This is a genomic window from Geothrix mesophila (assembly GCF_022808835.1).
GTDB lineage: Bacteria > Acidobacteriota > Holophagae > Holophagales > Holophagaceae > Geothrix > Geothrix paludis.
The window spans coordinates 107,124-126,977 of record NZ_JAKZLD010000004.1; the positions used below are offsets into that span (position 1 = coordinate 107,124).

Annotated in this window: 16 protein-coding genes; 13 read left to right on the plus strand and 3 right to left on the minus strand. The window is 70.4% G+C overall.

What is annotated here, in order from left to right; genetic code table 11:
* Nucleotides 1-20: 20 nt before the first annotated feature.
* Nucleotides 21-1,160, minus strand: a complete 1,140-nt coding sequence (locus MLG87_RS12785; protein WP_243295539.1) for an aspartate aminotransferase family protein — start codon at nt 1,158-1,160, stop codon at nt 21-23.
* 163 nt (nt 1,161-1,323) lie between these two features.
* On the opposite strand from MLG87_RS12785, the gene MLG87_RS12790 reads away from it, so the two are divergent.
* The 3 genes from MLG87_RS12790 to MLG87_RS12800 all read left to right on the plus strand — a co-directional run bounded on the left by MLG87_RS12790 (nt 1,324) and on the right by MLG87_RS12800 (nt 3,856).
* Entirely contained in the window at nt 1,324-1,728 is a 405-nt protein-coding gene (locus MLG87_RS12790; RefSeq protein ID WP_425250895.1) for an arginine repressor, read from the plus strand.
* Between the two features lie 240 nt (nt 1,729-1,968).
* Entirely contained in the window at nt 1,969-2,709 is a 741-nt protein-coding gene (locus MLG87_RS12795; RefSeq protein WP_243295541.1) for a hypothetical protein, read from the plus strand.
* A gap of 4 nt (nt 2,710-2,713) precedes the next feature.
* Entirely contained in the window at nt 2,714-3,856 is a 1,143-nt protein-coding gene (locus MLG87_RS12800; RefSeq protein ID WP_243295542.1) for a murein hydrolase activator EnvC family protein, read from the plus strand.
* A gap of 28 nt (nt 3,857-3,884) precedes the next feature.
* On the opposite strand, the gene MLG87_RS12805 is transcribed toward MLG87_RS12800, so the two are convergent.
* A complete protein-coding gene (locus MLG87_RS12805) occupies nt 3,885-4,622 on the minus strand; it encodes an SDR family NAD(P)-dependent oxidoreductase (RefSeq protein WP_243295543.1) in 738 nt (245 codons plus the stop codon).
* A gap of 174 nt (nt 4,623-4,796) precedes the next feature.
* On the opposite strand from MLG87_RS12805, the gene MLG87_RS12810 reads away from it, so the two are divergent.
* Nucleotides 4,797-5,141, plus strand: a complete 345-nt coding sequence (locus MLG87_RS12810; RefSeq protein ID WP_243295544.1) for a winged helix-turn-helix transcriptional regulator — start codon at nt 4,797-4,799, stop codon at nt 5,139-5,141.
* A gap of 57 nt (nt 5,142-5,198) precedes the next feature.
* Here MLG87_RS12810 and MLG87_RS12815 read toward each other — a convergent pair whose 3' ends face one another.
* Nucleotides 5,199-6,386 (minus strand): type II secretion system F family protein, encoded by a 1,188-nt coding sequence (locus tag MLG87_RS12815; protein WP_243295545.1) that lies wholly within the window; start codon nt 6,384-6,386, stop codon nt 5,199-5,201.
* 97 nt (nt 6,387-6,483) lie between these two features.
* On the opposite strand from MLG87_RS12815, the gene MLG87_RS12820 reads away from it, so the two are divergent.
* From MLG87_RS12820 to MLG87_RS12860, 9 genes are all read left to right on the plus strand, one after another.
* Nucleotides 6,484-8,973 (plus strand): hypothetical protein, encoded by a 2,490-nt coding sequence (locus MLG87_RS12820; RefSeq protein ID WP_243295546.1) that lies wholly within the window; start codon nt 6,484-6,486, stop codon nt 8,971-8,973.
* A 134-nt stretch (nt 8,974-9,107) separates the two neighbouring features.
* On the plus strand, nt 9,108-10,271 hold the full coding sequence (locus MLG87_RS12825; protein ID WP_243295547.1) for a DUF4382 domain-containing protein: 1,164 nt from the start codon (nt 9,108-9,110) through the stop codon (nt 10,269-10,271).
* A 220-nt stretch (nt 10,272-10,491) separates the two neighbouring features.
* The gene (locus MLG87_RS12830; RefSeq protein ID WP_279341288.1) at nt 10,492-12,462 is read left to right on the plus strand and encodes a proton-conducting transporter transmembrane domain-containing protein; all 1,971 of its coding nucleotides are present in this window, start codon (nt 10,492-10,494) and stop codon (nt 12,460-12,462) included.
* Entirely contained in the window at nt 12,459-14,414 is a 1,956-nt protein-coding gene (locus MLG87_RS12835; RefSeq protein WP_243295548.1) for a proton-conducting transporter transmembrane domain-containing protein, read from the plus strand. The genes MLG87_RS12830 and MLG87_RS12835 overlap by 4 nt, the downstream gene beginning before the upstream one ends.
* Before the next feature lie 58 nt (nt 14,415-14,472).
* Complete coding sequence (locus tag MLG87_RS12840; protein ID WP_425250897.1) at nt 14,473-15,375, plus strand: respiratory chain complex I subunit 1 family protein; 903 nt, start codon at nt 14,473-14,475, stop codon at nt 15,373-15,375.
* A gap of 2 nt (nt 15,376-15,377) precedes the next feature.
* Complete coding sequence (locus MLG87_RS12845; RefSeq protein ID WP_243295550.1) at nt 15,378-16,013, plus strand: hypothetical protein; 636 nt, start codon at nt 15,378-15,380, stop codon at nt 16,011-16,013.
* Between the two features lie 3 nt (nt 16,014-16,016).
* Nucleotides 16,017-17,474, plus strand: a complete 1,458-nt coding sequence (locus MLG87_RS12850; RefSeq protein ID WP_243295551.1) for a proton-conducting transporter transmembrane domain-containing protein — start codon at nt 16,017-16,019, stop codon at nt 17,472-17,474.
* Nucleotides 17,471-18,985: a hydrogenase large subunit gene (locus MLG87_RS12855; protein ID WP_243295552.1), complete on the plus strand. Its 1,515-nt coding sequence runs from the start codon at nt 17,471-17,473 to the stop codon at nt 18,983-18,985. Before MLG87_RS12850 ends, MLG87_RS12855 begins: the two co-directional genes overlap by 4 nt.
* The gene (locus MLG87_RS12860) at nt 18,982-19,809 is read left to right on the plus strand and encodes an NADH-quinone oxidoreductase subunit B family protein (protein WP_243295553.1); all 828 of its coding nucleotides are present in this window, start codon (nt 18,982-18,984) and stop codon (nt 19,807-19,809) included. Before MLG87_RS12855 ends, MLG87_RS12860 begins: the two co-directional genes overlap by 4 nt.
* Nucleotides 19,810-19,854 lie beyond the last annotated feature (45 nt).

The following is a 19,854-nucleotide window of genomic DNA, read 5'->3' on the forward strand; positions in this document are numbered from 1 at the left end:
CTTTTCGCGGTTGCCAGCCTTTACTGCGGCTGGAAGGACTGGATCGCGGCGACGAGGGCGGTGAGGGCTTCGCCGCTGACGTTGAGGGGCGGCATGAGGCGCAGCACCTGGGGATCGCCGGAGCCGCCCAGGAGGATGTTCTGCGCCATGAGGTGCTTCTTGAGGGCCGCGGCGTGGGGCGTACGGAGGCCCAGCAACAGACCCTCGCCTTGGACGGTCTCGACCACAGAGCCCTTCAATTCCTTCCGAAGCCGCGTGGCGGATTCGGAGGCCTGCGTCATCAACCCTTCCGATTCGATGACGTCCACGGTGGCCAGCAGGGCCGCGCAGGCCAGGGGGCCGCCGCCGAAGGTGCTGCCCAGGTCGCCGCCCTTGAGCTTGGAGGCCACGGCGGCGGTCATGAGGAGCGCCGCCATGGGCACGCCGGAGGCCAGGCCCTTGGCGGAGGTCATGAGGTCGGGCCGCATGCCATAGAACTGGGCGGCGAAGGGCGTGCCCATGCGGCCCATGCCCGTCTGGATCTCGTCGAAGATAAGCAGGGTGCCGCTGGCGTCGCACTTGGCCCGCAGGGCCTGGAACCAGGCCTTCGAAGCGGTCTTGATGCCGGCCATGCTCTGGATGGGCTCGAGGATGACGCCGGCCACCTCGGAGAAGTCGGCGGCGGCCAGGGCCTCCAGGTCGCCGAAGGGAAGTCGCAGGCAGGGCGTGAGGCTGTCCGCGAAGGGCTGGGTGATCTTGGGGTCGTCCGTCACCGAGAGGGCCAGGGTGGTCCGGCCGTGCCAGCCGCCGTCGAAGGCGGCAAGCGTCTTCCGGCCCGTCAGCAGTAGCGCCACCTTGAGCGCGTTCTCGTTGGCCTCGGCGCCGCTGTTGCAGAAGAAGACCGAGTCCATGCCCGAGAAGGCGGTGATCCGCGTGGCGGCGGCGTCCCGCACGGGCAGGGCCGCGGCGGCGGAGTAGAAGAGCAGCGAGGCGGCCTGGTCGGCCACGGCCTTCACCACCTTGGGGTGGCTGTGGCCCGTGGCGCACACGCAGTGGCCGCCGTAGAAGTCCCACCAGGCCTGGCCCCGGTCGTCGAAGACCCGGTCGCCCTCGCCCTTCACCAGCGGGAAGGGATAGGGGGCGTAGGTGGGGAGCAGGGCCGGGACGGCGGGAGCGGACATGCGGGGGACCTCGTGCATATGCGTGCATGGGTGTGCATAACCATGCGAACGATTGCATAATATGCACAGCTTGGAACCCGCGATGCAAGTGATATTTCTTGATTTTGTGTGACGAGAGGTCTCTGTGCTTGAAATTCCATGCAATTTCATGCAATCTCCATGCATGGACTTGGATCAGCTCATCCTGCAGCTCCTGGAGGCCCATCCCATCGCGGATCAGAGCGATCTGCTGGATCGGCTGTCCGCCGAGGGCCACGAGCTCACCCAGTCGACCCTGTCCCGCCGCCTCAAGCGGCTGGGGGTGCAGAAGGTCCAGGGCCGCTACCGGCGCGTGGAGGCGACAGCCCAGATCCTCCCCGAGGTGACGATCCACGAAGTCCCGCCCAACCTCCTGGTGCTGAACACCGCCCCCGGCTACGCCCAGGCCCTGGGCCTCAGCCTCGACGCGGATCCCGCCCCGGGCCAGATGGGCACCCTCGCCGGCGATGACACCGTGTTCGTGGCCGTGCTGCCCGAGCGCCTGGCCGAGGTGAAGGCGCACCTGGCGCGGGTGGCAGCGGCGCGGTAGGCCTGGGGGCTTCCGGCACGAAGCCATTCCTGTTCATCTCTGCCTATCTCTGCTCATCTCCGTTCATCTCCGGCTGAAGAAAAGAAGTCTGGCCGGAGATGAACGGAGATCCACGGAGATGAAAACGGGGAAGGCTTGTCCCCGGCTGGAACCCACGGACCTGAATCGCCGTGCCGAAGGCCATCCCGGCGGCGGGGTCTCCGTCGGCCCCGGTATGATCGTCCCATCCCGGGAGTTCGCATGGACCGTTTCGGAAGTTCGAAGCTGCGCATCGGCTGGACGCTGGTCTGCCTGTTCCTCGCGGGGCTGGTGTTCATGGCGATCCGCGGGCAGCAGGGGCCCGACGGGTCGCAGGTAGTGGTCTTCGGCACGGCGGTCCCCCTGGGGGCGGAGTCACTGAAGGACTACGCGCTGGGCGGCCTGCAGGGCGTCATGTACTGGCTGGTGTCCCTGGTGGTGCTGCTGGGCGCCTTCGGTCCCGTGAGCCAGTGGACCGCCGCCGCCTCCCGCGGCGAGCGGCTGAAGGGCTTCTTCGCGGGCACGGGCCTGGGCTTCGCCCACGGGCTGTTCCTCTCCCAGGTGGCGCTCCTCCCCGTGTGGGCCCTGAGCTGGCGGCTCATCGGCCAGGCCTGGCCGCCAGAGCTGCTTCGGGCGGATCTCCACGGCCTCCTGCTGGGCCTCCAGATGCTGCTGTGGGCGGTGCTCCTGTCGCGGCTCCTGAAGTCCAGCGCCGGACTGGCCCTGCTGCTCACGCTGCTGCTCCGCGAGCTGGGCCCGCGCCTGAGCTTCTTCCTGGACTTCGGCCAGGACCTGGGCTGGAGCGCGGGTCAGGTGAAGGTGCTGGAGGTCTTCGTGCGGCTACTGCCCATGGCCCAGCTCCCCTCGGACCCCTTCTCGCCGCTGGCGCTGCCCCTGTCCATCGGCGGCCCGCTGGTGCTGGGCGCGCTGGCCATGCTGCTGCCGGCCGGGGGGCGGAAGTAAGCGGATGCGCACCGCCGTCGGATTGCTGCTCCTGCCGCCGGTGCTGGCGGCCCAGGGGACCCAGAATCCGGCGGAGCTGCGCCAGAAACTGGCGGCCATCCAGGGGCGCCTGGGCCAGGTGGACCAGCAGCTCGAGGCCCTGAAGAAGCGGCGCAAGGGTGTGCTGGTGGAGATGCAGGGTATCGCGCTCCAGCGCGACCGGGCCAAGGCCCAGGTGGATGGCGCGCGGCTGCGCCGGGACCAGGCCCAGAGCGAAGTCCAGATCATCGGCCGCGAGCAGGCCCGCATCCAGGGCGAGGTGCTGAAGCTCCAGGGCGACCTCCGCAAGCAGGTGCGCTGGATGCAGGCGCTGGGGCCCCTGGGCGACCTGGGCGTCTACACCACCTTCAAGGACCCCGACGCCTGGCTGGAGCGCGGCCGCCTCCTGACCTGGGCGCGATTGCAGGAGCGGAAGCGCCTGGACCAGATCCACCGTCTGCAGGGCGACCTCGCCGCCAAGGAGAAGTCCCTCAAGGAGGTGCTGGCCCGGCTGGCGCGGGAAGAGCAGGAGGCCGCCCAGCTCCAGGCCGCGCTGCGCCTGCAGGAGGACAAGCTCAACAGCTTCCTCGACGGCCTGCAGAAGGACGAGACGGCCCAGCGGCAGGTCCAGGCGGAGCTGGCGGAGGAGGCCATCCAGCTGGAGCGCCTGCTGGCGGGCCTGCTGGCCAAGCCCAGGGCCGAGGTCTTCGAATCCGCCGTGGCCTTCGCCACCCTGCACGGCAGCCTGCCCCAGCCCGTGGAGGGCACCCTGGCCCAGGGCTTCGGCGAGCACCTCCATCCCCGCTTCCACACCAAGACCATGCAGAGCGGCCTGCTCATCGCGGCGTCCAGCGGCGCTCCGGTGGCCGCGGTGGCCGACGGCAAGGTGGTTTACGCGGACTACTACCAGAGCTACGGCCCCATGGTGATTCTCGAGCACGGCGGCGGCTGGTTCACCCTCTACACCCACCTCCAGGGCCTGCAGGTGGCCAAGGACCAGGTGCTCAAGGCCGGCGAGCGGGTGGGCGCCGTGGGCGACACCGTGGACGGCCCCCGCCTCGGCTTCGAGATCCGCCACCAGGCCCAGCCGCAGGATCCGCAGAAGTGGCTGAAGCAGAAGTACCGATGAAGGTGGAGCCGTTCCGGGACCCGTGGGCCTACCAGCGCCCGACCGTCATGCCACCGTCCACGTACAGCACCTGGCCCGTCACATAGGGGCTCTCCGTGAGGTAAAGCAAGGTTTTGACGATGTCCTCGACCCGCCCGATCTGCCCGGTGGGCTGCATGGACTTCAGGAATGCGTCCGAATTCTCAGGCAAGAGCGGCGTGTCGATCACGCCAGGCGCCACGGCGTTCACACGGATCCCTTTCGGGGCGAGTTCCAAGGCCAGGGCGCGGGTAGCTGCGTTCAGACCGGCCTTGGTGAGCACGGAAAGGGTCCCGGGAAGCGCCGCCTGGGGCTGGTCGGCAATGGCAGCCGAGATGGTCACAATGCTGCCACCCCCTTGCTGGAGCATCTGCCGGACAGCCCGTTGGGTGACATGGAAGAAGCCCCGGAGGTTGGTGGATAGGAGGCGCTCGAACATCTCGGGGGTGTACTCGATGAACGGCTTTCCGATGAAGATGCCGGCGTTGTTCACGAGGACGTCGATGCGGCCGAAGGCCTGGAGGGCGGCTGCCACGATCCGTCTGGCGGTGGCTTCCTCGCTGATGTCCCCGGGAACGAGCACCAGCCTCGGCGAGGCCTGAACGCCGTGTTTCTCGAGCTTTCCCGGGTCGATGCTCCGGGAATTGGCGACTACGCCGTATCCCTGCTCAAGGTAGGCTTTCACGGCGCCGAGGCCGATTCCACTGGAACCGCCGGTGACGATGACGCTCTTTTGGAGGGTGCTCATGGGTTGGCTCCTTGGGCGCGGCCAGACCGGGCCGCGTCGTTACACTAGGGCGCGTGGTTACGATTGGTAACCTGGTTTCCCATGTATACGGAAGAATGGCGTTACCATCCGGTAATCCGGCGGCGGATGCTAGACCCCGCACAGCCGGCTTGAACCGAGGACATGGAGGGCTGGATGGTGCCCCGGAGAAAGAACAAGGCAACCCCGCCGCCCGAGGATTGCCCGCTCAGCACATGTCTCAAATTCGTCCAGGGAGCCTGGACCCTAGAGATCTTCTGGTACCTGAGGGAAGGCCCGAGGCGGTTTAGCGAGTTGCAGTGGGACCTCCAGGGTGTGTCCGCGAAGGTGCTGGTGACGCGGCTCCGGCGTCTCGAAGCCGATGGGTTCATCCTGCGCGAGGTGATGCCGACTTCGCCTCCGACGGTGGAATACCGCCTGACGAAGCTGGGCCAGCGGATGGGCCCCGTGCTGGATGCCATGGTGGAGGTGGGGAACCAGCTGAAGCGGAGGATGAAGTAGGTCCCTCACGGGGCCGTCCGCGGGGGCCCGGTCGAAGAGTGCCTACTGGGCCAAGCGCTACCGCACCACGTTGCTGGCGTTGAAGAGCGGCACGTAGATGGCCAGCAGGAGGCCGAGGACGACCACGCCCATGAAGAGGATGAGCACGGGACCGATGAGGCTGGTGACGGCGGTGGTGGCCTTCTCCACTTCCTGGTCGAAGAAGTCGGCCACGTGGTCCAGCATCTCGGGCAGGGCGCTGCTCTGCTCGCCCACGCGCACCATCTCGACGGCCAGGGGATCCAGGATCTTCGCCTGCTCCAGGGCGAGATGGAGGCTGCTGCCGGCCCGCACCTTCTCGGTGACCACGGCCAGGCCCCCCTTCAGGCGCTCACTGGGACTGGTGCGCTGCACGACCTCCAGGGCCTGCACCACGGGTAGGCCGCCGGAGAGCAGCACGCCCAGGGTGCGCGAGAACACGCTGGAGTGGTACATGCGGTAGAGGGTGCCGACCTTGGGCAGCATCAGCAGCATCCGCTCCGCCAGCTTGCGCCCAGCCTCCGAGGCCGCCATCCAGCGGATGAGCACCGCGAGACCCGCGAGGAGGATGCCCTGGAGCCAGAGCGTGGAGCTGACCACCTTGCCCATCCCCAGCAGGATCCGGGTGACGAGGGGCATCTCGATGTCGCCGCCGGCGTAGAACTCCGCGAAGCGCGGCAGCACCACGTTGAAGATCACGCCCAGGGCCAGGATGAGCACCAGCACCAGGAAGGCGGGATAGAAGAGGGCCTCGATGATGCGCCGGCGGCTGCTCTGGGCGAACTTCTGGAAGGACAGCCAGCGGGCCAGCACTTCCGGCAGGGTGCCGCTGCGCTCGCCCGCCACCACGTTGCTGCGGTAGACCGGCGGGAAGGCCCCGGCCTGCTCCAGGGCGTCGGAGAAGGACATGCCCTCCCGCACCAGCTCCACCACGTGGGCCAGAGAGCGGCGCAGCTGGGGATCCTTGCCGTGGCCCACCAGCAGCTCCAGCGACTGCAGCAGGGGGATGCCGGCCTTCAGCAGGGCCAGCAGCTCCTGGTTGAAGAGCACCAGGGATTCGGTCTTGAGCTGGGTGCGGCTGCGGAAGGCGGTGTCCGTGCGGGTGATCTCGAGGGGAAAGCCGCCTTCGGCCAGCACGCGGGCCCGCAGCGCCTCGACACTCTCCGCCTCGAAGTCCCGCACGAGGACGTCGCCATTGGAATGCGTGAGCCGGACCGTGAATCGCATGGGCACCTGGGAGCTTTGAGGATAGCGGGAAAGGAAGCCCGGAGTCTGGAGGCTCCGCCCCCGACCGGATAGCCTCATGGGATCCTTCGGAGGCCTCGTGCCGTTTCGCCCGCTTCTTGCGCTGCCCGTCCTCACCTTCACCCTGGCAGCCCAGGCCCCGCCCTCCGCGCCCCTGCGCGCAGGCGTCGCGGAGCCGGCGATCCTGGACCTGCGCGCCGTGGACGGATCGCTCCTGGTGCCCCGGGACAACCGGGACGCGACCCAGGTGGAGGCGGCCCGGCAGCGCTGGACCGACCTGGTGGCGGGCCTGAAGGAGGCCTCCGCCGTGCGGCTGCGCCTGCCCTCCGGTGAAGGGCGGCTTCCCCTCCTGCTGGCGGCGGCCCAGGCCCTCAAGGCCCAGTCGCCGGCCCAGCGCCTCTACGTGGCCTTCGATCCTGAGGCCGCGCCCCTCCTGGACGAGACCGCCTGGGGGGCCGTCGACGGCGGCGCCCTGGTGCCCGCGGACCTGAACCTGGACCCGGCGAAGTGGCGGGCGCAGCTCACCCGGGCCCAGGACAGCTTCCCGGGCCGGCCCTGGACCCTCTGGCTGCCCTCGGACCCCGGGGCCCTGGTGTCCGTCCTCATGGGCGACGGGGGGCGGGTGGTGGTGCCCGCCGGCGGCCCCGGGGCCCGGCTGGCGGAGGCGCTGCCCGCGGGCTTCACGGACGTGGAGGGCGGCCTGGGGGACCTCACCCTCCGGAACCGCGCCGGGGCCATGCGCCGCTGGACCTTCGCGGGCGGTGCATGGTCGGCGGTGCCCCTGCCCAAGGACCGCACGGAGGTGGCCGTCAGCGCCGCCGAGGCCTACGACGTGGGCGCCCTGCTGGCCAAGGTGCGGGCCGCCCAGCTGCGCGCCCGGGCCGCGGCCCGCACGGTGCAGGCCAAGGCGGAGCTGGACCTGCACCTCCAGACGCCCTCCGGGCGGGGCGGAGACCTGGGCTTCAGCTTCGGCTACTTCGAGCAGGCCGGGGAATGGCCGGAGCTGCTCCAGAAGGCCGTCCGCTTCAACGGTGTCACCGCCAAGCTCGACGGCGAGGTGCAGCTCCCCCTCATCGAAAGCCGCCAGTCCATGTCCCTGCCCGTGGCCCTCGGCATGACCGAGCGCTACCGCTACCGGGACGGTGGCGCGGCGGGCCCGGGGCGGCGGCGGCTGCGCTTCGAGCCGGTGGACGCGGATCCCCTGCTGTATTCCGGGGATCTGGAGGTGGAGGAGGCCACGGGGCGGATCCTGGTGGAGCGGCGGGAACGCACGGACCTGCCGGGCACCGTGAAGAGCGAGCGGGAGATCCTCACCTACGGCGAGGCCGCGCCGGGCCTGTGGCGGCCCGTCTCCGTGCAGACCTTCGAGCGCTGGGTGAGCGCCGGGGGCGTGGTGCAGGTGCAGCGCCGCTTCACCTACCGCGACTTCCAGGTGAACGGCGAGGGCTTCGAGGCGGCGCGCGCCGAGGCCCGGGCCTCGGGAGCCACCATGCTCAAGGTGACGCCCGAGGGCGCCCGTTATTTCACGAAGCAGGGCGACGGCACGCGGAAGATCGAGGAGAAGCCAAAGAGCAGCGGCCGCGCCCTGGCCGCGGTGGTGCTGGCGGACCCGGGCCTCACGCCGCCGGTGGCGCCCCTGGGCGGCCTCCTCTACTTCGACTACAACGCCTTCGGGAAGGGCGTGCAGCTCAACGCCCTCACGGCCATCCTCTTCAACACCGCCAGCCTGGCCATCCCCCGGGGCCTGGGCAGCTTCGACGTGAGCGCTGACGCCACGGTCCTGCTGCTCAAGGGCACGGAGCGTCCCGTGGTGAACGGGCGGCTCTCGGACCGGGACGGCGTGGGCCGCCGCTTCGGGAAGATGGGCCTGGAGCTGGGGCGGGACCTGGGCCTGGGCTTCCGCCTGGAGGGCCGCGGCGACTTCGAGTACGACGACTTCAGCGAGGGGGACAGCAAGTACCGCACGCCGGGGTACCAGTTGCCGCCCTCGGGCCTGACCCGCATCGGCACCCTCCAGGGCTCCTGGCTCTTCCGCGGCTTCCAGGTGCGGGCCTACCACGGCTGGGGCCGCCGGCCGGACGGGACCTACGGCCTGGCCGCAGATCTCCAGGAGGTGCCCGACGGTGGGGACTTCCGCCGCTGGGGCGGCAGCCTGGGCCTGGATCGCGAGGTGTCGCCCGGGCTCTGGTTCCACGGCGAGGCGGGCTGGGCCTCGGGGCGTGCCTTCGACCGCTTCAAGGCGCTGGATGTGGGCGGCCTGGGCGGCGTGGTGCGCATCGCGGGTATCCGGGCCAATGCCATCGCGGCGGACCGGCTCTCCTACGCCAAGACGGCCCTCGCCATCCCCACGGGACCGAACCTGCGCCTGTCCCTCAGCCTCGAGTACGCCCGGGCCCGCAGCCTCGACGACCAGAAGACCTACGGCATGGGCGGCGTCGGCGTCACAGGGGACCTGCCGGGCTTCTGGCTCTTCACCGCCGTGCGCGTGGATCTGGGCGTGGGCGTGCAGAGCGACATCGCGGGCGTCCGCACCGTGAACGGGTACGTGGCCCTGCTCAGGGTGTTCTAAGAAAGTTAGACCCAAAGATCTATATCTTTATTTGATTGGCCTTAAAACTCATTTTTTAAATTGCGGGGCACCCCCTCCGGGACCATGATGGCTGTCCTGATGTCCTTATCCGGGGCATGAGATCGGAGGTGACCATGCTGAAATGGCGCGCAACCTTCCTGACGCTGGCCGGTCTGGGCCTCGCCTTCCTGCTGGCGTGCAGCAGCTCTGGCTCGGGCAGCGGCGGCAACGTCGCCAGCGGAAGCATGAACGTGCATCTGGTGGACGGGCCCATCTCCGGCTACCAGGAGATCAACGTCAACATCCAGTCCGTGGAGATCAACAGCAACGGCACCTGGATCACCCTGGGCACGCCCAACAAGACCATCAACCTGCTGGGTCTCGTGGGCGGCGTGGAGGAGACGCTGGCCACCGGCGCCACCCTGCCCGCGGGCCACTACGGCCAGATGCGGCTGGTGCTCGGCTCCGGCAACACCGTCAAGCTGGCCGATGGGTCCGTCCAGCCCCTCAAGGTGCCGTCGGGCATGCAGAGTGGCATCAAGCTGATCGTGAACTTCGATGTGGCGGCCGGGACCACGAAGGACGTCTGGATCGATTTCGACGCCGCCCACTCCATCCAGGTGGTGCAGGCCGGGATGTCCGGCCAGTACATCCTGCGTCCCACCATCTGGGCCTTCGACAAGATCGCCACGGGCTCCATCCAGGGCACCTTGACGGACGCCGCCACCTCCACGGGCCTGCCCGGCGTGACGGTCTATGCCGAAACCCTGGACGGCTCCGGGAACGCCCGGATCGCCCGCAGCACCGTGACGGACGCCAATGGCGCCTACACGCTGGACCTGCTGCCCGTGGGCACGACCTACTACGTGGTGAGTCACCCGCTGGTGGGGACCACGACCCCGCAGGCCTATGACGCCAAGGCCAGCGAGGCCTTCGCCCTGACGGCCTCGACCCCCGTGTTCACCTACAGCGCGGCCTTCACCGCGAGCGCCTCCACGGGCACCGTGTCCGGCGGCCTCACGCCGCTGGCCACCAGCAGTCAGAGCGACCAGGTGAACCTGCTCCAGTCGCTGGTGACGTCGTCGGGCACCTTCGGCTTCATCGTGCGCACCACCATGGCCGCCGTGGGCACCTCCACGGAGACCTACGACTTCACCACCGTTCCGGTCGGGACCTACAGTGTCCAGGCCGTGCGGAGCACCTTGAACCTGGATGGCACCACCACCACGACCACCTCGACCGTGCAGCCGGCCACCGTGACCGCGAGCACGACAACGACCGTGAACCTGGGGCTCTGATCCGCCCGCCTCAAGGCCCGGAAACCCTCAGATACGGGGTTTCCGGGCCTTGCCCTGTCCGGAGCGGCCCGCTATGTCCGCATCGGTTTTTGAAGACGGACCCGGGTTGGGAGTAGCATGGGCCCAACCGACCCCGGCCCATCTGATGACGAGCCCCCACCCGGGTGCCCCAGCCAAAACCTGAGCCGCCGGGCTCGTTTCCTGAACCCGGAGCGTGCAGATGCTGGATGTGGCCTTGGTCCTCGCGTCCTCCGGGTGCTGGTTCGCGGGGGCCCTGGTCTCGGCCGTGCCGCGCGCGCCGGAGCGCATGACCACGGGCCTCGGCCTCCTGGGCAGCCTCCTGGCCCTGGGGGCGGCGCTCCACCTCCTGCTCGGGGGGACGGTCTCGGGCCTGGCCTTCCAGGTCTGGGGCTTCCCGGCCCGCCTGGAGCTGGATGCCCTGTCCGCGGCCTTCCTGCTGCCCCTCCAGCTGGTGGGCGGGCTGGGCCTGATCTACGGGCAGCGCTACTGGCCGGTGCAGCTGGCCTGGGGCTCGGGCCGCTCCCTGCGCTTCTTCTACGACCTGCTGGTGGCGGCCATGACGCTGCTCTTCCTGGCCCGCCACGGCCTGGTGTTCCTGGTGGCCTGGGAGCTGATGGCCGTGTCCGCCTTCTTCCTGGTGGGCACCGAGCACGAGAAGCCGGAGGTCCGGCGCGCCAGCTGGGTCTACCTGGCCTGCACCCACACGGGCACCCTGCTTCTGACCGCCATGGTGATTCTCCTGGCTCAGCGGATGGGAGGCCTGTCGTGGGTTCCTCTCCCGGCTTCCGCCCCGCTCTGGTTCGAAGGCGGCATCCTCCTGCTGGCGGTGGCGGGCTTCGGGTTCAAGGCGGGCGTGCTGCCCCTGCACTTCTGGCTGCCTTCGGCCCACGCCAGCGCCCCCAGCCATGTCTCGGCCATCCTCTCGGCGGTGATGCTCAAGACGGGCATCTACGGCATTCTCCGCGTGTCGAGCCTGCTGCCGGGCATCCCCCGGGGCGTGGGTGGAGCCCTCCTGGCCATTGGAGCCCTCACCGCCCTCTACGGTGTGGGGAACGCCCTGGCCCAGCGGGACTACAAGCGGCTGCTGGCCTACTCCAGCATCGAGAACCTGGGGATCATCGCCATGGGCGTGGGCCTGGGCTGGACGGGCCGGGCCACGCATGATCCCTGGCTCATGGCCCTGGGCTTCGGCGGGGCGATCTTCCATGTCTGGAACCACGCCCTCTTCAAGAGCCTCCTCTTCTTCGGAGCCGGGGCCCTGCTGCACGCCACGGGGACCCGGGACATGGAGGCGCTGGGCGGCCTGGCGCGACGCATGCCCCGCACGGCCCTGGTGGTCTTCCCGGCGGTGCTGGCGGTGGCGGCCCTGCCGCCCTTCAACGCCTTCCTGAGCGAGTGGTTCCTCTACCGGGGCCTCTTCGCCTCCCTGGGTCGGGGCTATCCCTGGTCCGCGGCCCTGGGCCTGGTGGCCCTGGCCCTGGCGGGGGGGCTGGCGGCGGTGGCCTTCGCCCGGTTCTTCGGCACCCTGTTCCTGGGCTCGCCCCGAAGCGACCTCGCGAACCACGCCCATGACCCGGCCGGCTCCATGCTGCTGCCCATGGCGGTCCTGGCGGGGCTCTGCCTGGCGGTGGGCCTGGGGGCCTTCCTGCTGCTGCCCCTGCTGGACCGGGTGGTCGCCGCGGTGGCACCCGGGGCGCCCGGGACGCCGGCCCTGCTGGCCGCGGGCCTCCGCGTGGACTTCCATCGACTGGCCGGGGTGGAGCTGGGACTCCTGATCCTCGTCGGGGTGGGCTTCGCCTGGCTCCGCCGATCGCCCGAAGCGCCGGGGGCGGACCTTCCCACCTGGGACTGCGGCTATGCCGCGGCCGTGGCCCGGGCCCAATACACCGGCAGCTCCTTCGCGGATGCGTGGGCTCCGGTCCAACCGGGGCTGCGGGCGCGACGGCCGCGCCTCCGGGGGCTCTTCCCGGGCGGGGCCTCCTTCCGCCAGGCCTTCCGGGAACCCTTCGGCGAGGTGTTCCTGGAGCCGCGGGTGGTCCGGGTGGCGGAGCGCCTGCTCCGGTTCCGGCGCTTCCAGCAGGGTCACCTCCCGGTCTACCTCCTCTACGTGCTGCTGACCCTCCTGGGCACCTTCCTCTGGATGCTGCTGAGGGGGAGGCTGCTGGGATGAACCTCGCCCTCCTCGCCCTGCTGGTCGCGGCGGTCTCCGGCGTGCCGGGGCTGTTCCTGCGGCGGCGGGGTGGGGAGGTGGCGGCGGGCCTGCTGGGCCTGGCGGCGGTGCTGGGCCTGATGGCCACCCTGCCCGTGCTCGCCGGGGGACCCGGCGGGACCCTCCTGCTCCACACCGCGGCGCTGGGATCACCGGGTCTCCTGGTGCTGGATCCGCTCGCGGCCTTCTTCTCCATTCCGGTGCTGCTGCTCTCGTTCAGCGGAGGGCTGTACGGCCTGGGCTACTGGGAGGGCCACCGGGGCCACACGCCGATCCTGCGCCTGGTCTTCGGATTCCTGACGGCCTCGCTGCTGATGCTGGTGATGGCGGCCCACGCCCTGACCTTCCTGCTGGCCTGGGAGGGTATGGCCATCGCCGCCTTCCTGCTGGTGATGGCCGAGGACCGCGAGTCCGAGACCCGGCGGGCGGGCTGGATCTACCTGGCCGCCACCCATACGGGCACCCTGTTCCTGTTCGCGGCATTCGCGCTGCTCGCCAAGGTCCAGGGCCATTCGGCCTTCGCCGCGCTTCCGGCGGGTCTGGCCGCCACCCGCGGGGGCACGGCCCTCTTCGCCCTCTTCCTGCTGGGCTTCGGCTTCAAGGCCGGTGTGCTGCCGCTGCACGTCTGGCTGCCGCCGGCCCACGCCGCTGCCTCCAGCCACGTCTCGGCGCTGATGTCGGGCGTGCTGCTCAAGATGGGGATCCTGGGCCTCGTCCGCTTCCTCTCCTGGGTTCCGGATCCGCCGGCCTGGTGGGGCGGGGCCCTGGTGGCGCTGGGCGCCCTGTCCGGCATCCTCGGCGTGGCCTTTGCCCTGGGCCAGCACGACCTGAAGCGCCTGCTGGCCTACCACTCCATCGAGAACATCGGGATCATCCTGCTGGGCCTGGGGCTCGGCACCCTCGGCAAGGCCACTGGGCATCCGGCGATGCAGGTCCTGGGCTATGCCGGGGCCCTGCTCCACGTGGTGAACCACAGCCTCTTCAAGGGCCTGCTGTTCCTCTCGGCGGGGTCGGTGCTGCACGCCACGGGCACCCGCGACCTGGAGCGCCTGGGCGGCCTGGGCCGGACGATGCCCTGGACGTCCGCCGCGTTCCTGGCGGGCTCCTGGGCCATCTGCGGCCTGCCGCCCCTCAACGGCTTCGTGAGCGAGTGGCTGATCTACCTGGGGGCCTTCCGGGGGCTGGGTTCCGATCCTGGGCTGGGGCGCCAGGCCTGGCCGCTGGTCATCCTCGTGTCGCTGGCCCTCATCGGGGCCCTGGCCCTGGCCTGCTTCGCCAAGGCCTTCGGCACGGCCTTCCTGGGGCTGCCGCGGACCCCAGCGGCAGAGCAGGCGCCGGAGGCGCCGCGCACCATGCTCCTGCCCATGGGCCTGCTGGCCCTGGCCTGCCTGGCCATCGGCGTGGCCCCGGTCCTCTTCGCGCCCGCCCTGGGGCGTGTGGTGAGCGCGGCCGGCGGGGCGCCGGTGGGCGGCGAGGCGCTCGCCGCGCTGGCCCCCCTGCGTATGCTGACCTGGGCGGCCCTGGTCCTGGGGCTCCTGGCCCTCCTGCTCGGGCGCTGGCTCCGCCTGGTGCCGCAGGGGAGGGATCTGCCCACCTGGGACTGCGGCTACGCGGCGGCGGACGCGCGGATGCAGTACACCGCCTCCTCCTTCGCGGACGGCCTGGTCCGGGGCCTCCGCTGGGCCCTGCGGCCCGTGGCGCACCTTCCCCGCCTCGTGGGCTGGTTCCCGCGTCTGGCGCGGTACGAAAGCCATGTGCCGGATCCGGCCCTGGACCGGGCGGCCTCGCCCGCGCTCCAGCTCGCCGTGCGCGGCGCCGGCCTCCTCCGCGTGGCCCAGGGCGGGGCGCTGCCCGTCTACCTGCTCTACGTCCTGCTCACCCTGCTCGCGCTCCTGGTCTGGATGGTGGCCTGACATGGTTCGATCCCTGCTCCCGACAATGCTCCCGACGCTCCCGGTGATGCTCACGGCGATGCTCCAGTTCCTGCTGCACATGCTCACCGCGTTGCTGCTGCCGCCCCTGATCCCGGGGCTCATCGCCAAGACCAAGGCCCTGATGGCCGGCCGGCAGGGGCCGCCGGTGCTCCAGCTCTACTACGACCTGGCCAAGCTCGCCCGCAAGCGGGCCGTCTTCAGCCGCACCACCACCTGGGTGTTCCTGGCAGGCCCCGTGGGCGGGGTGGCCGCGGGGCTGGTGGCCTCCTGCCTGGTCCCCTTCGGGCACACGCCGGCACCGGTCTCTTTCCAGGGCGATGTCATCCTCTTCGCCTACCTCTTCGGACTGGCCCGCTTCCTCACGATCCTCTCGGCGCTCGACACGGGCTCCAGCTTCGAGGGCATGGGCGCGGCGCGCGAAGCCACCTTCTCGGCCCTGGCGGAACCCGCGCTGTTCCTGGGCTTCGCGGCCCTGGCCAAGGCCAACGGCAGCCTCTCGCTGGGAACCATGCTGGCCTTCCCGGGCAGCCTCACGGCGCGGTTCACGGGACCCCTGATCCTCATCCTGGCGGGCTGGGTGATCGTCTACCTGGCGGAGAACTCGCGCATCCCCGTGGACGACCCCAATACGCACCTGGAGCTCACCATGATCCATGAGGTGATGGTGCTCGACCACTCGGGCCGCCCCCTCGCCCTGGTGCTCTACGGCGCCAGCCTCAAGCTCCTGGTGCTGGGCGCGCTCATCCTGACGCCGGCCCTTCCCCGCGCACCCCATGCCTGGCAGAACTGGCTGGCGTTCTATGCGGCCCTGGCGGGCCTGGCCGTGGGAGTGGGCGTGGTGGAGAGCTCCATGGCCCGATTCCGAATGACCAAGGTTCCGCAGTTCCTCGTGGCCGGCGTGCTGGCCACCGCCTTCGCCTTCCTCCTGATGCTGGTGTAGCCATGCTGCCCGACCTGCTCATCGCCCTCACCATGCTGTCCAACTTCAGCCTCGTGGCCACGAGCCGCGTGGCCAAGGCCATCCAGTTCGCGGTGCTCCAGGGCGTGCTGCTGGGCCTGATGCCCCTGGCCATGGGCCTGGGCCGCCACTTCCACATCATCCTGCTGGCCATCGCGGCGGTCACAGTGAAGGGTTGGCTCATCCCCTTCCTGTTCCGTCGCGCCCTGAAGCAGGTCCACATCCAGCGCGAGGTGGATCCCTACATCGGCTACACCGTCTCGCTCATGCTCTGCGCCCTGGGCACGGGCCTCAGCCTGCTGCTGGCCCACAACCTGCCGCTCAAGCCGGGCACGGAGTACGTGCTGATGGTGCCCGCCTCGCTGGCCACGCTGTTCACGGGCTTCCTGCTGCTGGTGTCCCGCCGGAAGGCTCTCACCCAGGTGGTGGGCTACCTGGTGCTGGAGAACGGCATCTACCTCTTCGGCCTCCTGCTGGTGGAGGACATGCCGGCCCTGGTGGAGGCGGGGATCCTGCTCGACCTCTTCGTGGGCATCTTCGTGATGGGCATCGTCATCAACCACATCCGCGTGGCCTTCGATTCTACGGATACCCGGCACCTGGCCGAGCTGAAGGACTGACCCATGGCCTGGCTGCTCATCCTCGTCCCTCTCCTGGCCGCGGCCCTGGCCTTCGCCGTGTCGTCCCCCACCCTCCGCGCCTGGATCCTGCCGGCCGTGGGCGTCCTCCACCTGGGGCTGCTGCTCATGGCCCTCGCGGGCTGGCGCACCCTGCCTGCCACCGCCTGGTTCGGTCTCGACGCCCTGGGCGGCTGGGTGCTGCTGGTGATCAGCGTCCTCTTCTGCATCTGCGCCTTCTACGCCCCGGCCTACCTGGCCCTGCGCCCGGACCGCGATCACCGCGTGCTCGCCACCTGCCTTCTGGGCTTCCTGGGCTTGGCCTCGCTGCTGGCCCAGGCCCGCCATCCCGGCATCGCCTGGGTGGCCATGGAGACCACCACCCTGGTCAGCGCGCCCCTCATCTACTTCAACCACAACCGCCGCTCCCTGGAGGCCGCCTGGAAGTACTTGGTCATCGGCTCCGTGGGCATCGCCCTGGCGCTGCTGGGCACGCTCTTCATCGCCTATGCGGCGCACATGGGCGGACTGGAGGAGCCGCTGCGCTACACGCGGCTCGTGGAGAACGCCTCCCTGCTGTCGCGGCCCTGGCTGCGGGCGGGCTTCGTGCTGACGCTGGTGGGCTACGGCACCAAGATGGGCCTGGCGCCCCTGCACACCTGGAAGCCGGACGCCTACGGCGAGACCCCGGGCATTGTTGGAGCCCTCCTGGCCGGTGGTGTCACCAGCTGCGCGTTCCTCGCGTTGCTTCGGATCTACGGTGTGGTGGCGGCGGCGGGCGAGGGAGCCTTCGCCCGGGAACTGCTGGTGGCCTTCGGCATGCTCTCCATGGCCTGGGCCCTGGTGTTCATGATCCGGCAGACGGACATCAAGCGGATGCTCGCCTACTCCAGCGTCGAGCACATGGGGATCCTCGTCTTCGGCATCGGCATCGGGGGCCTGGCGGCGAAGTTCGCCCTCTTCCATCTGGCGGCCAATGCCCTGGTGAAGAGCGTCCTCTTCCTGTCGGCGGGCAACATCCACCGCAGCTACGCCAGCAAGCAGCTGCCCTTCGTCACCGGCGCCCTCCGCCGCACGCCGGTATCCGGCTGGCTCTTCCTCCTGGCCTTCCTGGCCATCACGGGCCTGCCGCCCTTCGCGCCCTTCCTCAGCGAGTTCAGCATCGCCTCAGGGGCCCTGGGAACCGGCCACCTCGCCAGCGGCGCCGCCTTCCTCGTCCTGCTGGGCGGCATCTTTCTCGCCATGAGCGAAACGGTGGTGAAGGTGGTCTTCGGCACGCCCAGCGCCCAGCGCGTCCGCACGCCCTACAAGGATGCGCCCGCCACCACGGCGCCCCTCATCGTGGCGCTCGGCCTGGCCCTGGTCCTGGGGATCTGGCTGCCCCGGCCCCTCCAGGCCATGTTGGACCACGCCAGCGCCACCGCCGAGGGCCTTCGCTCCGCCAGCCTGGAGGTGCGGCCATGACCTCCGCCCTGCCCATCCTCCGCAACGGCCAGCGCCTGCCCCTGCGGGAGGTGCCCGACCTGCCCATCCGCGACTTCCGCGAGGCCATCCTGCGGCGCGTGCAGGAGGGGGACCGCCTCGCCTGCCTGTGCGCCGGCTTCGACCTGCAGCTCATGGCGGTGCTGGCCGACGATGCGGGACACGCGCTCCGCGTCCTCCGCACCAAGCTGGATGCGCCCCGCTATCCCGCCCTCACGCCCGACTGCCCCCAGGCCCACCTCTTCGAGCGGGAGATCGCCGAGCAGACCGGCATCGTCCCCGAAGGCCATCCCTGGCTGAAACCCGTGCGCTTCCACCTGCCCTGGATCGGCGCGCCCGATCCGTGGCAGCGCGGCGGGGCACCGGTTCCGGGCGCCATGGACTTCTACCGGGTGGAGGGCGAGGAGGTCCACGAGGTGGCCGTGGGGCCCGTCCACGCGGGCGTCATCGAGCCCGGGCACTTCCGCTTCCAGTGCCACGGTGAGCGGGTCTTCCACCTGGAGATCGCCCTGGGCTACCAGCACCGAGGACTGGAGAAGGCCCTGATCGGCGGGCCCCATCCTCTCAGCCTCAAGCAGGCGGAGACCGCCGCCGGAGACAGCAGCATCGCCCACGCCTGGGCCTACTGCCGCCTCTTGGAAGGCCTGGCAGACGTCCAGGTACCCGAGCGCGTGGACCTGGTGCGGGGCGTGGCCCTGGAGCTGGAGCGCGCCGCCAACCACGTGGGCGACCTCGGCGCCCTGTCGGGCGATGTGGGCTTCCTGCCCACGGCGTCCTTCTGCGGGCGCATCCGCGGTGACTGGCTGAACCTGAGCGCCGAGGGCTGTGGCAGTCGCCTGGGCCGGGACTGGCTGCGGCCGGGCGGGTTGCGCCAGGACCTGGAGCCGGCGCGGGCCGCCGCCATGCGGCCGCGCCTGGACCGCGCCTGGGCGGACACGAAGGACGCGGTGGAGCTGCTATGGGGTGCGGCTTCCGTGATGATCCGCTTCGAGGCGGCGGGCCGCGTGGATGCCGACCAGGCGCGCCAGATCGGGCTGGTGGGCGTGGCGGCGCGGGCCTGCGGCCTGGGCCGGGATGTGCGCCGCGACCATCCGTTCGGTCCCTACGGGATCCGGCCCCTGCCTGTGGCCCAGGCTGAGAGCGGCAACGTGCACTCCCGGGCCTGGGTGCGCTGGCTGGAGCTGGGCGAGAGCTCGCGTTTCCTCGCCGCGGCCCTGGCTGCTCTGACGGAAAGCGACGCCGATCCCAGGCCCCGGCCCCTGCCGCCGCGGGCCCCGGAACACCTGTGCGTCTCGCTCACGGAGGGCTGGCGCGGCGAGGTGCTGCACCTGGCCTGGACCGATGCCCAGGGGCGCTTCGCCCGCTACAAGCTCGTGGACCCCTCCTTCCACAACTGGTTCGGCCTGGCTTTGGCCCTGCGGGGCGAGCAGGTTTCCGACTTCCCCCTGTGCAACAAGAGCTTCAACCTCTCCTACTGCGGGCACGACCTATGATCCACATCCTGCTCTCCCGCTGGCGCCAGGGGTACCGCACCTTGCCCTATCCCAAGGCGCTGCCTGCGCTGCCCGAGCGTTTCCGGGGCCGGCCGAAGATCCATCCGGAGCGTTGCGCCGAGAGCTACTCCAGGGGCTGCCGGGCCTGCGCGGAGGCCTGCCCCACCGACGCCATCACGCTCGGTCCCGCGGGCCCGCGCCTGGATCTCGGCCGCTGCCTCTTCTGCCCCGACTGCGTGGAGGCCTGCCCCGAGGGCGCCATCGGATACACGCAGGAGCACCGCCTCGCCACCCGGCACCGGGAGGACCTGGTGACAGATCCGGCCGAGGAATACCGCCTGGCGGCGGCCCTGGACGGGGAGATGAAGCGGCTCTTCGGCCGGTCGCTCAAGCTGAGGGTGGTGAGCGCCGGCGGCTGCAACGGCTGCGAGGTGGACGTCAACGTGCTGGGCACCCTGGCCTGGGACCTGGGGCGCTTCGGCATCCAGTACGTGGCCTCGCCGCGCCACGCCGACGGCCTGCTCCTCTGCGGCCCCGTGACGAAGAACATGGAACTGGCCGTCCGCAAGACCTACGACGCCATCCCGGGACCCAAGCTCGTCATCGCCGTGGGGGCCTGCGCCATCGCCGGCGGGCCCTACTACCAGCAGGAGGAGCAACTCGGTGGCGCCGCGAGCGTGGTGCCGGTGGACCTCTTCATCCCCGGCTGCCCGCCGCACCCGCTGACCATCCTGGATGGCCTGCTGCGCCTGCTGGGACGGATCGGAACCAATGGTCGAGATGGAACTAGGCCTTTGGATGGGGGCGAAACGTCACAAAAATAGGCACTCGACGGCCCGCGATTTTTATCGTTGTTCATGATTTTGTAT

Bases quoted from the DNA above. Each gene is read 5' to 3' on its own strand.
- MLG87_RS12845 (WP_243295550.1), top strand. From the start codon at position 15,378: ATGCTGCCCGACCTGCTCATCGCCCTCACCATGCTGTCCAACTTCAGC.
- MLG87_RS12850 (WP_243295551.1), top strand. From the start codon at position 16,017: ATGGCCTGGCTGCTCATCCTCGTCCCTCTCCTGGCCGCGGCCCTGGCC.
- MLG87_RS12785 (WP_243295539.1), bottom strand. From the start codon at position 1,160: ATGTCCGCTCCCGCCGTCCCGGCCCTGCTCCCCACCTACGCCCCCTAT.
- MLG87_RS12805 (WP_243295543.1), bottom strand. From the start codon at position 4,622: ATGAGCACCCTCCAAAAGAGCGTCATCGTCACCGGCGGTTCCAGTGGA.
- MLG87_RS12860 (WP_243295553.1), top strand. From the start codon at position 18,982: ATGATCCACATCCTGCTCTCCCGCTGGCGCCAGGGGTACCGCACCTTG.
- MLG87_RS12810 (WP_243295544.1), top strand. From the start codon at position 4,797: ATGGTGCCCCGGAGAAAGAACAAGGCAACCCCGCCGCCCGAGGATTGC.
- MLG87_RS12790 (WP_425250895.1), top strand. From the start codon at position 1,324: ATGGACTTGGATCAGCTCATCCTGCAGCTCCTGGAGGCCCATCCCATC.
- MLG87_RS12840 (WP_425250897.1), top strand. From the start codon at position 14,473: ATGCTCCAGTTCCTGCTGCACATGCTCACCGCGTTGCTGCTGCCGCCC.
- MLG87_RS12825 (WP_243295547.1), top strand. From the start codon at position 9,108: ATGCTGAAATGGCGCGCAACCTTCCTGACGCTGGCCGGTCTGGGCCTC.
- MLG87_RS12800 (WP_243295542.1), top strand. From the start codon at position 2,714: ATGCGCACCGCCGTCGGATTGCTGCTCCTGCCGCCGGTGCTGGCGGCC.
- MLG87_RS12815 (WP_243295545.1), bottom strand. From the start codon at position 6,386: ATGCGATTCACGGTCCGGCTCACGCATTCCAATGGCGACGTCCTCGTG.
- MLG87_RS12795 (WP_243295541.1), top strand. From the start codon at position 1,969: ATGGACCGTTTCGGAAGTTCGAAGCTGCGCATCGGCTGGACGCTGGTC.
- MLG87_RS12830 (WP_279341288.1), top strand. From the start codon at position 10,492: ATGCTGGATGTGGCCTTGGTCCTCGCGTCCTCCGGGTGCTGGTTCGCG.
- MLG87_RS12855 (WP_243295552.1), top strand. From the start codon at position 17,471: ATGACCTCCGCCCTGCCCATCCTCCGCAACGGCCAGCGCCTGCCCCTG.
- MLG87_RS12835 (WP_243295548.1), top strand. From the start codon at position 12,459: ATGAACCTCGCCCTCCTCGCCCTGCTGGTCGCGGCGGTCTCCGGCGTG.